15 protein-coding genes are annotated in these 16,031 nt (G+C 63.7%); 14 read left to right on the plus strand and 1 reads right to left on the minus strand.

Annotation, left to right across the window (positions count from 1 at the left end; all coding sequences use genetic code 11):
• Positions 1–184: 184 nt before the first annotated feature.
• From BLT60_RS04770 to lpxB, 14 genes are all read left to right on the plus strand, one after another.
• A complete protein-coding gene (locus BLT60_RS04770; RefSeq protein WP_090875096.1) occupies positions 185–1,306 on the plus strand; it encodes a 30S ribosomal protein S2 in 1,122 nt (373 codons plus the stop codon).
• A 19-nt stretch (positions 1,307–1,325) separates the two neighbouring features.
• Positions 1,326–2,243, plus strand: coding sequence for a translation elongation factor Ts (gene tsf, locus BLT60_RS04775; RefSeq protein ID WP_090875097.1), 918 nt, complete (start codon positions 1,326–1,328; stop codon positions 2,241–2,243).
• 85 nt (positions 2,244–2,328) lie between these two features.
• Complete coding sequence (pyrH, locus tag BLT60_RS04780) at positions 2,329–3,051, plus strand: UMP kinase (protein WP_090875098.1); 723 nt, start codon at positions 2,329–2,331, stop codon at positions 3,049–3,051.
• A 51-nt stretch (positions 3,052–3,102) separates the two neighbouring features.
• Positions 3,103–3,651, plus strand: coding sequence for a ribosome recycling factor (gene frr / locus BLT60_RS04785; protein WP_090875099.1), 549 nt, complete (start codon positions 3,103–3,105; stop codon positions 3,649–3,651).
• A gap of 23 nt (positions 3,652–3,674) precedes the next feature.
• Positions 3,675–4,433: an isoprenyl transferase gene (locus BLT60_RS04790; protein ID WP_090875100.1), complete on the plus strand. Its 759-nt coding sequence runs from the start codon at positions 3,675–3,677 to the stop codon at positions 4,431–4,433.
• A 31-nt stretch (positions 4,434–4,464) separates the two neighbouring features.
• Positions 4,465–5,265 (plus strand): phosphatidate cytidylyltransferase, encoded by an 801-nt coding sequence (locus BLT60_RS04795; RefSeq protein WP_090875101.1) that lies wholly within the window; start codon positions 4,465–4,467, stop codon positions 5,263–5,265.
• Complete coding sequence (dxr, locus tag BLT60_RS04800) at positions 5,262–6,503, plus strand: 1-deoxy-D-xylulose-5-phosphate reductoisomerase (RefSeq protein ID WP_090875102.1); 1,242 nt, start codon at positions 5,262–5,264, stop codon at positions 6,501–6,503. The genes BLT60_RS04795 and dxr overlap by 4 nt, the downstream gene beginning before the upstream one ends.
• 15 nt (positions 6,504–6,518) lie before the next feature.
• Positions 6,519–7,664, plus strand: coding sequence for an RIP metalloprotease RseP (gene rseP, locus BLT60_RS04805; protein WP_090875103.1), 1,146 nt, complete (start codon positions 6,519–6,521; stop codon positions 7,662–7,664).
• A 192-nt stretch (positions 7,665–7,856) separates the two neighbouring features.
• A complete protein-coding gene (gene bamA / locus BLT60_RS04810; RefSeq protein WP_175478293.1) occupies positions 7,857–10,151 on the plus strand; it encodes an outer membrane protein assembly factor BamA in 2,295 nt (764 codons plus the stop codon).
• Positions 10,152–10,220: 69 nt separating this feature from the next.
• Positions 10,221–11,297, plus strand: coding sequence for a UDP-3-O-(3-hydroxymyristoyl)glucosamine N-acyltransferase (gene lpxD, locus BLT60_RS04815; RefSeq protein ID WP_090875105.1), 1,077 nt, complete (start codon positions 10,221–10,223; stop codon positions 11,295–11,297).
• On the plus strand, positions 11,287–11,745 hold the full coding sequence (gene fabZ / locus BLT60_RS04820; RefSeq protein ID WP_090875106.1) for a 3-hydroxyacyl-ACP dehydratase FabZ: 459 nt from the start codon (positions 11,287–11,289) through the stop codon (positions 11,743–11,745). The genes lpxD and fabZ overlap by 11 nt, the downstream gene beginning before the upstream one ends.
• Before the next feature lie 8 nt (positions 11,746–11,753).
• Positions 11,754–12,542 carry an acyl-ACP--UDP-N-acetylglucosamine O-acyltransferase gene (gene lpxA, locus BLT60_RS04825; RefSeq protein ID WP_090875107.1) on the plus strand — a complete coding sequence of 263 codons (789 nt, stop codon included), beginning with the start codon at positions 11,754–11,756 and terminating at the stop codon, positions 12,540–12,542.
• A gap of 26 nt (positions 12,543–12,568) precedes the next feature.
• Positions 12,569–13,435 carry an LpxI family protein gene (locus tag BLT60_RS04830; RefSeq protein ID WP_090875108.1) on the plus strand — a complete coding sequence of 289 codons (867 nt, stop codon included), beginning with the start codon at positions 12,569–12,571 and terminating at the stop codon, positions 13,433–13,435.
• Entirely contained in the window at positions 13,432–14,664 is a 1,233-nt protein-coding gene (gene lpxB / locus BLT60_RS04835; protein ID WP_090875109.1) for a lipid-A-disaccharide synthase, read from the plus strand. Before BLT60_RS04830 ends, lpxB begins: the two co-directional genes overlap by 4 nt.
• On the opposite strand, the gene gltA is transcribed toward lpxB, so the two are convergent.
• Positions 14,637–15,968: a citrate synthase gene (gene gltA, locus BLT60_RS04840; RefSeq protein WP_090875735.1), complete on the minus strand. Its 1,332-nt coding sequence runs from the start codon at positions 15,966–15,968 to the stop codon at positions 14,637–14,639. The genes lpxB and gltA overlap by 28 nt on opposite strands.
• Between the last annotated feature and the right edge of the window lie 63 nt (positions 15,969–16,031).

A 16,031-nucleotide genomic window follows, 5' to 3' on the forward strand; every position in this document is an offset into this window, starting at 1 on the left:
AGCTTTCGCATAGCCTATTGCACCGGGCCGTTGCGATCCCTATAAGACCGCCATCACACACGCGGGGGTTTGGCCCGTTCGTTCGGCTTGTCCGGGCGAAATGGTCCGACCGGTGCCTGATCTCAGGCTTGCGGCATCTGCCGCGTCCCCGCGGAGGCAGAACCGGTGAAGGAGATAGGTAGTCATGGCACTGCCCGATTTTACTATGCGTCAGCTTCTCGAAGCTGGAGTTCACTTCGGCCACCAGAAGCATCGCTGGAATCCGAAAATGGCACCGTTCATTTTCGGTGTCCGCAACAACATTCACGTCATCGATCTCGCGCAGACAGTGCCGATGCTGCATCGGGCCCTGCAGACCGTCAGCGACTCCGTCGCTCAGGGTGGCCGGGTGCTGTTCGTTGGCACCAAGCGCCAGGCGACCGATCCGGTGGCCGCGGCCGCGACGCGATGCGCGCAGTATTACGTCAATTCGCGCTGGCTCGGCGGCATGCTGACCAACTGGAAGACCATGTCGCGGTCGATCCAGCGGCTTCGGGAAGTGGATGAGGTTCTCTCGGGTGAGGCGACCGGCCTGACCAAGAAAGAGCGCCTGACCCTGACCCGCGAGCGGGACAAGCTCGAGAAGGCGCTTGGCGGCATCAAGGACATGGGCGGCGTCCCGGACCTGATCTTTGTCATCGACACCAACAAGGAAGCGATCGCGATCAAGGAAGCGAACCGCCTCGGCATCCCGATCGCCGCGGTCGTCGATTCCAACTGCGATCCGGACAACATCCAGTTCCCGATCCCGGGCAACGACGATGCCGGCCGGGCGATCACCCTCTACTGCGACCTGATCGCGCGCGCCGCGATCGACGGTATTTCGCGGGCGCAGGGCGATTCCGGCCTCGATGTCGGCGCTGCCGAAGAGGTGCTTGAGCCCGTTCTTGCCGAAGCCGCGCCGGTCAATGGCGCCGGCGACGTGACCATGGCCCAGGCCGAAGCGGTCGAACCGCCGACCGTCGAGACGCTTCGCGCCGCCGCGGCCGAGGCCCCGGCAGCAGAACAGCAGGCGGCCGAGGAAGAAGAGCAGACCGGCCCGCTGTTCGTGACGCCGGAAGGCGAGCCCGACGACCTGAAGAAGATCTCCGGTGTCGGTCCCGTCCTCGAGCAGAAGCTCAACAGCCTCGGCATCACCAAGCTCGATCAGGTGGCGAACTTCACCGACGAAGAGATTGAAAAAGTCGACGACGCCCTCAACTTCAAGGGGCGTATTCAGCGCGACGACTGGATCGGTCAGGCCAAGACCCTGATCGGCGAAGCGTAATCCGAAGGCAAGTTTTGATATGGCGATTTCAGCAGCACAGGTGAAAGAACTCCGCGACCAGACCGGTGCGGGGATGATGGACTGCAAGGCGGCCCTCACCGAGACCAATGGCGATATCGAGGCCGCGATCGACTGGCTTCGGACTAAGGGTCTTTCCAAGGCTGCCAAGAAGGCCGACCGCGTGGCCGCTGAGGGACTGATTGGCGTCGCCACCGGCGACGGCAAGGCCGTGATGGTCGAGGTCAATTCCGAGACCGACTTCGTCGCGCGCAATGCCGAGTTCCAGGCCCTGGTGGCCGGGATCGCGGAAGCCGCGCTGTCCACCGATGGCTCCATCGCGGCGATCAACGCCGCGAAGATGCCGTCCGGAGACAAGACGGTCGAGGAAGCGATCAGCAACGCCATCGCCACCATCGGCGAGAACATGACGCTGCGTCGTGCCGCGGAGATCGCGGTCAGCCCGGGCGTCGTGGCGAGCTATGTCCACAATGCGGTTGCGCCGAATCTCGGCAAGATCGGCGTGCTGGTCGGCGTCCAGTCGAGCGGCGACGCGGAGAAGGTCTCGGCCCTCGGTCGCCAGGTAGCGATGCATGTCGCCGCGGCGGCGCCGCTGGCCGTCCGCGAGGACGAGGTCGACCCGGCCGTTGTCGAACGCGAGCGGGCGATCTTCATCGAGCAGGCGCGCGAGTCGGGCAAGCCGGACTCGATCATCGAGAAGATGGTCGAGGGACGGATCCGCAAGTTCCACCAGGAAGTTGTTCTGCTGTCGCAGGCGTTCGTCGTCGACACCGAGAAGACCGTCGCCGAGGCGCTCAAGGCGGCTGAGGACGGCGCGACCATCGAGGTCACCGAGTTTGTCGTCTTCCGGCTGGGCGAGGGCGTCGAGAAGCAGGAAAGCGACTTCGCAGCCGAGGTCGCAGCAGCGGCGGGGAGCTGAAGCCGGCCGGTGTCCTTCAAGTGACATCAAACCGGTCATCGTGTATCGGGGAGGCCCTTGGGCAACCCCTTGCGAATCGAGACGAATGACCGGTCGACCGCTGTACGAGAAAGTCCTCCTCAAGCTCTCCGGCGAAGTTCTCGCCGGAGACGGCGGCACTGGAATTGATCGCGCGGTCGTCGAACGACTGAGTGACGAAATCGCCGAAGCTTCGCGGCGCGGAGTCAAGGTCGGCGTCGTTGCCGGCGGCGGCAATTTCCTTCGCGGCGCTGCCTTCGCGGGCGAGGGCGGTGACCGCGTTGCAGGCGATCAGATGGGCATGCTCGGCACCATCATGAACGCCATCGCCTTTCGCGAGGCCCTGACCCGGCGCGGCATTGCCGCCCGCGTCTTCTCCGCGGTGCCGGTTCCCACCATCTGCGAGACCTTTACCCAGCGCGATGCGGATCGCGCCTTCGAAGCGGGCGAGGTTCTGCTTTTTGCGGGTGGAACCGGCAATCCCTTCTTCACGACCGATACCGGGGCAGCGCTCAGGGCCGCCGAGATGGGCTGCGATGCCCTGTTCAAGGGAACCCAGGTCGACGGAATCTACTCGGCCGACCCCAAGCTCGATCCGGACGCTGTCCGGTTCGACCGGATGACCCACGAAGAGGTCCTCGCAAAGGGCCTCGAGGTGATGGACGCGGCAGCCGTGTCACTTGCCCGCGACAACGGTATTCCGGTAATCGTCTTTTCCATCCTTCAACCCGGCGCAATCGTTGCTATTCTGGACGGCAAGGGAAAGTCGACGATCGTCACCGACACCTGAAGCGGACCGGGAGCGACGCTCCGCCGGATCGTCAGACGATAGGAAATCGAAATGGACCTCAGTGATCTCGACCGCCGCATGAATGGCGCCATCTCCGTCCTCAAGACCGAATTGACGGGTTTGCGGACCGGCCGAGCCTCGGTCAACCTGCTCGAGCCGATTCATGTCGACGTCTATGGCGCGTCGATGCCCCTCAACCAGGTCGCGACGGTCAGCGTGCCGGAATCGCGCATGCTGTCGGTCCAGGTCTGGGACCGGGCCAACGTCCAGGCTGTCGACCGCGCCATCCGGGAGTCAAACCTCGGCCTCAATCCGATCGGCGAGGGGCAGCTCCTGCGCATTCCGATTCCGGAGCTGAACGCTGAGCGGCGCCAGGAACTGGTCAAGATCGCCCACAAATATGCCGAACAGGCCAAGGTCGCGGTACGCCACGTCAGGCGCGACGGTCTCGACACCTTGAAGAAGGAAGAGAAGGACGGCGGCATGGGCGAGGATGAAAGCCACAGCGTCGCCGACCAGATCCAGAAGCTCACCGACGCGGCGATCGCCGAAATCGACGAGATGCTCGTCAAGAAGGAAGCCGAGATCACTCAGGTCTGAGGGTGGTTCGGCTGGGCTCCGCGATGGAACCGCAAGCCAGAAAGCAGACCGTGGTCACGGATTCGAAAGCGACAGGCGGCGGTCCACCGGCGCATGTCGCAATCATCATGGACGGGAATGGCCGCTGGGCTGAAGCGCGTGGCCTGCCGCGCAGCGAAGGTCATAGGCGTGGCGTTGAGGCTGTCCGGCGGACGGTCACCGCCGCTTCCGACCTCGGCATCGGCTACCTGACGCTGTTCAGCTTTTCGTCCGAGAACTGGTCGCGCCCGCCGGCCGAGGTCGAGTTCCTGTTCGGCCTGCTGCGGATGTTCATCCGGCGCGACCTTGCCCGCCTGCATCGCCGGGGTGTCCGCATCCAGGTGATCGGCTCACGCGACTCCCTGCCAGACGATATCGCAGCCCTGATCGGCGAAGCCGAAGCCAAGACCGCCGACAACACCGGCCTGTGCATGGTCGTTGCCTTTAATTATGGCGGCCGGGACGAGATCACCCGGGCTGCCAGGCGCATTGCCCGCAAGGTCGCCGAAGGCGGCGTCGATCCAGACGAGATCGACGAAACCATGATCTCCGCCCATCTCGACACCGCCAACATGCCGGATCCGGAACTGGTGATCCGGACGAGTGGCGAAATGCGATTCAGCAATTTCCTCCTCTGGCAGTCGGCTTATTCCGAGTTCGTCTTCCTGCCGATGCATTGGCCGGACTTCGACGGCGAGGCGCTGCAGTCCGCGCTGGCGCAATTCGCCAGCCGATCGCGCCGCTTCGGCGGAAGCGTGAAGTGATGCTGCCGGTCGCGGAGCGGCCTTCTCCTCGATGATCGGTGGCCGGGACCTCCTGCCGCGCGTCGCCTCCGCCATCGTGCTGGCGGCAATCGCCATTCTTGGCGCCTGGTTGGGCGGTATCGCCACCGCGATCCTGGTCGCCGTCGCGGCCGGGATCGTCCATCTCGAATGGACGGGCGTGACCGAGGGGAGCCAGCGCGCCGCACTTGCCTTTTCAGTGCTGATTGCGGTCGTCATGCTGGTTGCCGGGATCGGCGAGGTCGAAATCGCCGCCGGTATTGCGGTCGCAGCCGTAGTCGCGGCGGGCGTGACAGGCCCGCGCCCCTGGCGGCCGGCGGGCGTCGTCTACGCCGCGGTCTTCGGACTGGCGCTGCTCATCCTGCGCGAAGGGGACCTGGGGCTTGCGGCAATCGCCTTCGTCTTCGCGGTGGTTTGGGCGACGGATATCGGCGCCTATTTTGCCGGCAGGGCGATTGGCGGACCCAAGCTATGGCCGGCAGTCTCACCTAAGAAGACCTGGGCCGGCGCGATCGGCGGGCTTGTCGCCGCCATCATTGCCGGGCTGGCGACCGCCGCCGTCGTCGGCCTTCCGCTCGCCGGCGCGCTGGTTATCGTGATCGTCGTGATGTCCGTCGCGGGGCAGGCGGGCGATTTCTTCGAGTCGTTCATCAAGCGCCGCTTCGGCGTCAAGGATTCCGGCACGATCATTCCCGGCCACGGCGGCATGATGGACCGGGTCGACGGCCTCGTCTTCGCCGCGGCGGTCGCCGTTTTGATCGGCTTCCTGCATAGTGGCGCGACCGATGTGGCAAGAGGTCTGATTTCGTGGTGAGCACTCCCGTTCCTACCCCGTCGGAGGAGACGCCCGAGCCAGTTCGGGATCGTCCGCGTCGCATCTCGATCTTCGGCGCCACCGGCTCCATCGGCACCAGCACGGTGGCCGTGCTCGCCGATCGGCCGGGAGAATTCGAGGTCGAGGCCGTGACGGCCTTCGGAAACGCCGGCAATCTCGCGCGTGTGGCAAAGGAAGTGGGCGCCAAGGTCGCGGTGATCGCGGACCGCAATAGCTTCGAGACCCTCAAGGAGGCGCTGGAGGGAACCGGCATCGAGGCCGCTGCCGGCGACAAGGGGATCGAGGAAGCGGCGTCCCGTCCGGTCGATGTGGTTGTCGCCGGGATCGTCGGTGCCGCCGGCCTGTCGCCGACGCTGGCCGCGATACGGGCCGGGTCGAACATCGCCCTGGCCAACAAGGAATGCCTGGTTTGCGCCGGCGAACTCTTCGTCGCCGAGGCGCGACAGGCCGGTGTCCGTATCCTGCCGATGGATTCGGAACACAACGCCATTTTCCAGGCGCTTGGCGACAACCGGATGGAGGATGTCGACAAGATCATCCTCACCGCCTCCGGTGGCCCGTTTCGCGAATGGACCAAACAGGCGATGGCCGCGGCCGAACCGGCCGAGGCGCTCAAGCACCCGAACTGGTCGATGGGGCCGAAAATTACTATCGATTCGGCGACCCTGATGAACAAGGGCCTCGAACTGATCGAGGCCCATCACCTGTTCGACGTCGGCAACGACCGCCTCGACGTCTTGGTCCATCCGCAATCGATCATTCATGGCATCGTCGCCTTCAAGGACGGCACCATGATCGCGACGATGAGCGCCCCGGACATGCGGATGCCGATTGGCCACTGCCTGTCCTGGCCGAAGCGCGGCGGCGATGTCGGCCTTGGCCTCGACCTCGCCAAGGTCGCCAAGCTGACCTTCACCAAGCCGGATGTCGACCGCTTCCCGGCGTTGCGGGTCGCCCGGGAGGCTCTGGAGGCAGGCGGTTGGGCCACCAATGCGCTGAACGCCGCGAACGAGATTGCCGTGGCGGCTTATCTTGCCGGCAACATCGGGTTCCTCGAAATCGCCCGATTGGTCGAGGATACCATCGCCGACGTCGCGGCTGCCGGATTCGACAGGACGCCAGAGACTATCAAGGACGCGCTTGCTCTTGATAAGGAGGGGCGGCGGATCGCGACCGGGCTTATCGCCCGACACACGGCAAGGCAGCCCTCTCGCTAAAGGACAGTACGGCGTATGGAGTCTCTCGGCTTTCTCGGAAGTTTCGGTTCGACGGCCCTCGGCTATGTCGTGCCGTTCCTGTTTGTCCTGACGATCGTCGTCTTCGTTCACGAACTCGGCCATTTCCTCGCCGCTCGCTGGTGTGGCGTCGGCGTTCGGGTCTTTTCGGTCGGTTTCGGCCCCGAACTCTTCGGCTTCTACGACCGCCGGGGCACCCGGTGGCGCCTGTCGATGATTCCGCTCGGCGGCTACGTCAAGTTCGTCGGTGACGAGAACGAGGCGAGCAAGACAGATGCCGAGGCTCTCGCCCGCATGGACGAAAGCGAGCGTAGCCGCGCGTTTGCCGCCAAGGGCGTGGGCGCGCGGGCAATCATCGTCGCCGCCGGCCCGATCGCCAATTTCGTCCTGGCGATCGCGATTTTCACGGCGATCTTCACGCTTTACGGTCGCCAGGTCACGACGCCGAGGATCGACGACGTCGTCGTCGGCAGCCCGGCGGAACGGGCGGGCTTCCAGGCCGGCGACATCATCATCGAGATCGACGGCGAGCCGATCGGCGACTTTTCGCAGTTGCAGCGGATCGTCAGCGTCAGCGCCGACACGCCGCTGGACTTCGTCGTCACCCGTGGCGACGAGACCGTGGCGCTGACAGCCACCCCGGAGCGCCAGGAGATTACGGATCGCTTCGGCAACAAGCACCGGGTCGGGATCCTTGGCATCCAGCGGAATACGACCGGGGACGATATCACCGTCGAGGACTATTCGCCGCCCCAGGCACTGGGGCTGGCGGTTTCCGAAACCTGGTTCGTGACCGAGCGGACGCTGACCTACCTGTTCGCCGTGATTATCGGCAAGGAATCGGCCGATCAACTCGGAGGGCCACTCAGGGTTGCGGAAGTGTCAGCGCAGGTTGCGACGATCGGCTTCGTGGCGCTGATCAATCTGGCGGCAATCTTGTCCATCTCGATCGGGCTGATCAATCTCTTCCCGATCCCGATGCTCGATGGCGGCCATTTGCTGTTTTTCGCGGTTGAAGCAATTCGCGGGCGCCCCTTGAGCGAGAAAGCCCAGGATGTTGGTTTCCGAATTGGGTTCGCGGCCGTTCTGATGTTAATGATTTTCGCAACATGGAACGATATTATTCATTTGAGTTCCTTGTGAAAAAGGGCTTCGATGCGTGTCGTCGGAGCAACGCTAAGGCAGATTCGGCGGCCAGGCTTGGGGGCAGGGTTGCGTGCGTATCAAAAGGCTGTAAATCTCGCGGCCGAATGTTGGGGCAAGCCGAATCTGGGTAGCGTTCGACGGGACTGGGCGCTGGGAGCACGGGGTTTTTCTAACCAAATGAATTCATTGATGTATTTAGTACGAAAGATGGCCGTTGCCCTGGTCCTTTCGCTGGTTGCGTTGGGGGGCATGAACGCGACCGGGTTGGGGCCGTCGAGCGCCGAGGCCGCGGTCGTGTCCGGCATCACCGTGCGGGGCAATACCCGTGTCGATGCGGAAACCGTCCGCAGCTACGTCCTCATTGTGCCCGGCAAGTCCTTCTCCAATGCCGATATCGACGAATCCGTTAAGGCCCTCTACGGCACTGGGCTCTTTTCGGACGTCAACATCTCGATTGGCGGCAGTCAGTTGGTCGTCGTCGTTGTCGAGAACCAGGTGGTGAATTCGGTCATCATCAAGGGCAACAAGAAGATCAAGAATGACGAACTCCTCCGATTGCTGCAGACGGAAACGCGCGGCGTCGTGACGGAGGCCAAGCTGCAGGGCGATGTGCAGCGGATGATGGACTACTATTCCAGCCAGGGACGGAGTGCCGCTTCGATCGATTACGAGGTGACGGAACTCGACGGAAATCGGGTGAATGTCGTCTTCATCATCGACGAGGGCGACAGGACCGCCATTGGCCGGATTACCTTTGTCGGTAACGATGCATTCTCCGAGTCGCGCCTGCGCAGCGTCATCAACTCGCGCAAACGCAGTGTCTTCACGCTGCTGAACCGCAAGGATGTATTCAACGAGGCGAAGCTTGCCGCCGATCAGGAAGCCCTGCGTCGCTTCTACATGAGCCACGGCTACGCCGACTTCCGCGTCATCTCTGCAGACTGGGATTTCGACGAGGCCAGCGGTCGCTATTCCGTCGTGTTCACGCTCGATGAGGGCAACCTCTACCGGTATTCGTCGATCGACATCGACTCGACCATCCCGGGCGTCGATACCCGCACCCTGACGCGGCACATCGACACCAAGCCGGGCCGGATTTTCGACTCCAACGATGTCGAGGCGTCGGTCGAGAACCTGACGATTGCCCTTTCGCGCGCCGGCTACACCTTCGTGCAGGTCCGGCCGCGCGGCGACCGTGATTATGCGAACAACACCATCTCGATCACCTACTTGATCGACGAGGGTCCGCGGATCTACGTCGAGCGGATCGAAATTCTCGGCAATACCAAGACCCGCGACTACGTCATTCGTCGGGAATTCGATATCGCCGAAGGTGACCCATACAATCGGGTGCTGATTGATCGGGCCGAGCGGCAACTGCGTGACCTTGGCTTCTTCAAGTCGGTCGAGATCGTGACCGAGCCGGGCTCGGCGCCTGACAAGGTGATCGTGGTCGTCCGCGTTGACGAAGAGTCGACCGGTGAGTTCTCGATCGGTGCCGGTGTGTCGACGACCGGCTTGGTTGCCGAAATCTCGCTGGACGAACGGAACTTCCTTGGTCGCGGGCAACACCTTCGTGTCGCCGTCGGCTTCGGGTCCGATCAGCAGAACTATACGGTTTCCTTCACGGACCCGTACTTCCTTGGCTATAACGTCTCGGCTGGTGTCGACGCCTACAAGACGGTGCAGAACCGGTCGTCCTATCGGCCATACCAGAGTGACGTGATTGGCGGTGGCGTGCGCCTCGGCCTGCCGATTACCGATGACCTGCGGCTGAACCTGAACTACACGCTCAGCCAGCAGACCATCACCCAGACCAAGAAGAGCACGGCCGCCTATTTCCCGAACGGCGTCTACCTGACGTCGGCCGCAGGCTACAATTTCACTTACTCGACGCTCGACAATTTCGGCGATCCGCGTGAGGGGATGTTCCTGAAGGTCGGGCAGGACTTCGCCGGACTGGGTGGCGACGTCCACTACATGAAGTCGTCCGGTGAGGCGCGTTACTACCAGACGCTGCTTCCGAATGCTGATGTGGTCGGCCTGGTGCGTGTCGCCGGTGGCAGCATCACCGGCCTTGGCGAGGACGTCCCGGTCTACGACAACTTCTTCCTTGGCGGCGAGACGATCCGCGGCTTTGCCAACTACGGGTATGGCCCGGTTGACATCGCGACCGGCACGCATGTCGGCGGCAAGAACTACTGGGTTGCCAACGCCGAGATTCAGTTCCCCTTCCCGGGCATTTCGCCAGACTTCGGTTTCCGTGGCGCCGTCTTCGCCGACGCGGGTAACCTTCTGGATGTCGATGTGCCGAAGGGCGCGGGGCCGGTGGGTGAAGCCAACCAGATCCGGTCGTCGGTTGGTGGTTCTATTCTCTGGTCCTCGCCGATCGGAACGCTTCGGGCAGACTTTGCGTATGTCCTGACCAAAGCGGCTACCGACGAGGAACAGTGGTTCCGGTTCAGCGCCGGCAGGAAATTTTGATCCACGGGAATTCGGTTAAGGGGTCGCCGGCTTATCGGCGGCCCCTTTTTCATTTTGGGCACGGGTGAGATGGATCCCGGTTTTTTCGACAAGCCGACACCAATCACCCTTGAGCGCATCGCGGTGGTGACGGGTGCCGTTATCGCGGATCCGACGCAGACCGATCGTCTGGTGCATGGCGTCGCGCCGCTCGATCTCGCTGGTCCCGACGACGTAACCTACCTGGACAATCGCCGCCTCGCCGATGCATTGGCCGGAACCCGTGCCGCTGCCTGCTTCATCGCGGAGCGTGATGTCCTGCTGGCGCCGCAATCGACCGTGGTCCTCGTCACCGCCTCGCCGGACCGGGCGTTCGCGATCCTCACCGGTTATTTCTATCCCGCCTCCCTGCGGCCCATGCCGATCCAGGGCGACGACGGTGTATCGCCCGGGGCTCACATTGCCGACAGTGTCCGGCTCGAGGCCAACGTCACGGTTGAAGCCGGGGCCGTGGTCGGGCCGGGTGCGGAGATCGGCTCCGGAACCCTGATTGCCGCCGGAGCCGTCATCGGCGCCGGTGTGAAAATCGGGCGGGAGTGCTCGATCGGTCCCGGAGCCAGCCTCATCCACGCCCTGATCGGCAACCGGGTCGTGGCTCATCCGGGTGTCAGGGTCGGCCAGGATGGCTTCGGCTATGTGCCGGGCTCGTCAGGCCATCTCAAGATCCCGCAGATCGGTCGGGTGATCATCCAGGACGACGTCGAGATAGGCGCCAATACGACAATCGACCGCGGCAGCAACCGCGACACGATGATCGGCGAGGGGACCAAGATCGACAATCAGGTCCAGATCGGCCACAACGTCGTCATCGGCCGGCACTGTTTGATTGCGGGCAAGGTCGGAATCTCCGGCAGCGTCAGGATGGGAGATTTCGTCATGATCGGCGGGGGCGCCGGGATTCGGGATCACGTCGTTGTCGGCAACGGGGTCAAGATCGCCGCCGCTGCCGCCGTGCATTCGAATGTACCCGACGGCGAGACATGGGCGGGCTATCCTGCGGTACAGATCGATCGGTTCTATCGGCAGATGAGGACATTGCAGCGTCTGGTGCGTGGCGAGAACGCACGTGGCTCCGCTGGCGCGAAGGATCGTGAAAATGACGAATGATGCGAACGCGCTGGTGAACCTGGACATTCAGCAGATTTTCGAACTGCTGCCCCATCGGTATCCCTTCCTGATGGTCGACAGGATCATCGATATCGATGGCGACAACTCGGCCATTGGCATCAAGAACGTGACGGTCAACGAGCCGCATTTCGCTGGCCATTTTCCCGAGAAGCCGATCATGCCGGGGGTCCTGTTGATCGAGGGAATGGCGCAGACTGCCGGGGCGATCTGCATCCTCTCCCGAGGCAAGGACAGCCCGAAGGTGGTCTACTTCATGACCATCGATCAGGCGAAGTTTCGTCGGCCGGTCTATCCGGGCGACAAGGTCGAGTATCACGTCAAGAAGATCCGTAACCGCAGCAACATCTGGAAGTTCGCGGCGGAAGCGATCGTCGACGGCAACAAGGTCGCCCAGGCGACGATCAGCGCGCTGATAGCGGACGAGTAACCTCCCATATGGCAGAAATCCACCCCACGGCGATTGTCGCGGACGGTGCCCGTCTTGGCGCGAATGTCAGTATCGGTCCCTTCAGCATCGTTGGCGCCGACGTCGTTCTTGAGGATGACGTCGCTGTCCACGGACATGTCCTGATCGACGGGCACACGACCATCGGCGCGCGGACGACGGTATTCTCCTACGCGGCGATCGGCGGGCCGCCGCAGGACACCAGCTACAGGGGCGAACCGACGCAAGTGATCATCGGCGCGGATTGCATCATCCGCGAACAGGTCACCATCCACCGCGGCACGGCGCGCGGTCGGGGCAAGACTGTTGTCGGCAACAAGTGCTTCCTGATGATCGGCTGCCACGTCGCGCATGATTGCGTCGTGGGCAACGAGGTGGTGATGGTCAACAGCGCGACGCTTGGCGGTCATACTGAGATCGGCGAACACGCGATTCTCGGTGGTCTGTCGGCGATCCAGCAGCATTGCCGGATCGGCGCCCATGCCTTCGTCGGGGGACTGTCCGGCATTACCACCGATGTGATTCCCTTCGTCTCGGCGATCGGCGACCGGGCGGAAATCGGCGGGCTGAACATTGTCGGCCTGAAGCGGCGCGGCTTTGACCGCCCCACCATCCACGCGTTGCGCGCCGCCTACAAGGCGGTCTTCGAGGGTGGCGGTACTCGCGAGGACCGGGTAGCAAGGGTGGCAGACGCCTATGCCGATGTGCCGGCTGTTCTGATGATCGTCGATTTCATCAGGGCCGGGGGCGACAGGCCCCTCTGCATGCCGCGCGATTGAGCGGCAACGCGCCAGGACGAACTGCGATGGCCGCTGATCAGGGCGAACCTATCGGGATCGTGGCCGGCGGCGGCACCGTGCCGCTGCACGTCGCCGAGGCGGCAATTCGCGCCGGACGGCGCCCGTTCATCGTTGCGATCGACGGAGAAGCCGACCCCGGTATCGCCGCTTACCCTCACGAAGTTCTCAAATGGGGCCAGATCGGCCGCATGCAGGCTGTCTTCGTCGAGCATGGCGTCAAGGAACTGGTGATGATCGGCAACATCCGTGTCCGTCCCGATTTCAGCACCTTCAAGCTCGACCTCGGCGCCCTGCGGGTCATTCCAAAGGTTCTCGCGCTGCTCGCCAATGGCGACGCAGACCTGCTGAGTGGTGTCGTCGCGCTGATGGGACAGCTTGGCTTCACGGTCGTCGGTGCGCACGAAGTCGCGCCCGACCTTGTGGCGAACAAGGGCCCGCTCGGCCGCCATACGCCTGACAAGGGCGCGCGGCGGGACATCGCCCGGGCGATGCGGGCGGCGCGCGCGATCGGCGTCATCGATGCGGGGCAGGGCGCCGTGGCGGTCAACGGACGAGTGGTAGCGATGGAAGCGGCCGAGGGCACGGACGGCATGATCGATCGCGTCGGAGCGCTGCGAGCGGCCGGCCGGCTCAAGTGGAGTGGCCGGGCCGGCGTGCTGGCAAAATGCGCCAAGCCGCAGCAGGACTTGCGGGTCGACATGCCGACGATCGGGCCCAAGACGGTGACGGCCGCCGCCTCGGCAGGCCTCGCCGGCATTGCCGTCGAGGCGGGGCGCGTAATGATCGTCGACCGACGCGAAGTCATCGATCTGGCGGATCGATCGGGCATCTTCCTGGTGGGTGAAGTGACGCAACCGGAGCCGGTGGCATGACCGGCAAGGTGTTCACGGCCTTTCTGATTGCCGGGGAAGAATCGGGCGATCACCTTGGCGCGCGACTGATGGAAGCGATGAAGGAGCGGCTCGGAGACGACGTCCGCTTCGTCGGGGTCGGTGGCTCCCGTATGGAAGCGCACGGCATGACATCGCAATTCCCGATGCATGAGATCGCCTATCACGGCGTCTCGGCGATCATCGCCAACGTGCATCGGATCCTGGCCAAGATGCATCGAACGGCCAAGGCCGTGACAACGGCCAATCCCGATGTGCTGGTGATCATCGATTGTCCCGGGTTCAATCTCGGCGTGGCCAGGCGCGTCAGGAAGTGGGCGCCGACGATTCCGATCGTCGAGTATGTGTCTCCCACGGTCTGGGTGTGGCGCCCCGGCCGGGCGCCGTGGATCTCCGGCTTCGTCGATCACCTGCTTGCCATCCTTCCCTTCGAGCCGGCGGTGCATGAACGGCTCGGCGGCCCCGCCTGCACCTATGTCGGCCACCCGCTGACCCAGCGGCTCGACCGGATCCGGCCGGCAAGCGGCGAGCGGATCCCGGTCGCCGAGGCCGAGCGACCGACCCTGATCGTCCTTCCGGGCAGCCGTCATGGCGAGATATCGCGGCTGATGGAGCCCTTTGGCGAGGCGGTGTCGGAACTCGTCGCCAGGCATGGTCCGGTGGAGGTCGTGCTGCCGGCGGTCGCCCGGCTGGCCGATGAGATCAGGACGCGCGCCGAATCATGGAAGGTCAAGCCGACGATCATCGTCGGCGAGGAAGAGAAATATGCCGCCTTCCGGCGGGCCAATCTCGCGCTTGCGGCGTCGGGCACAGTGACGCTCGAACTGGCGCTGTCCGGCGTCCCGATGGTGGTCGCCTACAAGACCGACTTCATCGTCAGGCCGTTCAAGCGCTCGCTGTCGCGGATCAACTCCTTTGTCCTGGCGAATCTGATCACCGGGACCAACGAGATACCGGAATTCCTCGATGGAACCGCTACACCGCGCAATCTGGCCGATGCGCTCGGCAAGCTCACCACGGATTCGCCCGAACGTCAGGCGCAGCTGACGGCCTTTGCCCGGATTGACGACCTGATGCGGCTCGAAAAAGGCACGCCCAGCGGGCTGGCGGCCGATATCGTCATCGAAACCGCCCGCCGGGGACCGACCGCGCGCCGGACCAGGCGCGGCGCGCGGCGTCCGGTTCAGCGGCGCTTGGAGACCGGCACGTAGTCGCGCTGCACTTCGCCGGTATAGAGCTGGCGCGGCCGCCCGATCTTCTGCGACGGATCCTCGACCATCTCCTTCCACTGAGCGATCCAGCCGACCGTACGGGCCAGCGCGAAGAGCACGGTGAACATCGTGGTCGGGAAGCCGAGCGCCTTGAGCGTGATGCCCGAGTAGAAGTCGATATTCGGGTAGAGCTTCTTCTCGATGAAATACTCGTCGGTCAGCGCGATCCGCTCGAGTTCCATGGCGACCTCGAGGAGAGGATCGTCCTGGATGCCGAGCTCGGACAGGACCTCATGCGAGGTCTGCTGCATGATCTTCGCCCGCGGATCGTAGTTCTTGTAGACCCGGTGACCGAAGCCCATCAGCCGGAACGGATCGTCCTTGTCCTTGGCGCGGGCGATGAATTCCGGGATGCGGTCGGCGGTCCCGATTTCCTGCAGCATGTTGAGCGCCGCTTCGTTGGCGCCGCCATGGGCGGGCCCCCACAAACAGGCGATGCCCGCCGCGACGCAGGCGAACGGATTGGCCCCGGACGATCCGGCAAGCCGCACGGTCGATGTCGAGGCGTTCTGCTCGTGGTCGGCATGGAGGATGAAGATCCGGTCCATGGCGCGCGAAAGGACCGGGTTGACCTTGTACTCCTCGCACGGCACCGCGAAGCACATCCGCAGGAAGTTCGACGAATAGTCGAGCGAATTCAGCGGGTAAACGAACGGCTGCCCGACATGATACTTGAACGCCATCGCGGCGATCGTCGGCATCTTGGCGATCATCCGCAGCGAGGCGACCATCCGCTGGTAGGGGTCCGAGATGTCGGTCGAGTCGTGATAGAAGGCCGACATCGCGCCGACGACGCCGCACATGATCGCCATCGGATGGGCGTCACGGCGGAAGCCGGTGAAGAACCGGTTCATCTGCTCGTGGACCATCGTGTGATAGGTCACGCGGTGATCGAAATCCGCCTTCTGCGCGGCCGTCGGCAATTCGCCGTAGAGCAGCAGGTAGCAGGTCTCCAGAAAATCGCCATGCTCGGCAAGTTGCTCGATCGGGTAACCCCGGTAGAGCAACACGCCCTTGTCACCATCGATGAAGGTGATCTTGGACTCGCAGGAAGCGGTCGAGGTGAAGCCCGGATCGTAGGTGAAGCGACCGGTCTCGCGATAGAGCGACGAGATGTCGACGACCTGCGGGCCCAGCGTTCCATCCTTCAGGGTGAAGCCGTAATTTTCCGAATCCACCGTGAGGGTGGCCTGTTTCGATTTGTCCGCTGCCGCGGATTGCTGCGGTGTCGCAGGGGCTTCCATTTCGCTCGCGTTGGCCACGGCAGCCTCCATTTTTTTGGGGTGAGTGGGATTTGCCGGGGATTA

Origin of the sequence: Bauldia litoralis (assembly GCF_900104485.1) — a bacterium.
GTDB classification, from domain to species: Bacteria; Pseudomonadota; Alphaproteobacteria; order Rhizobiales; family Kaistiaceae; genus Bauldia; species Bauldia litoralis.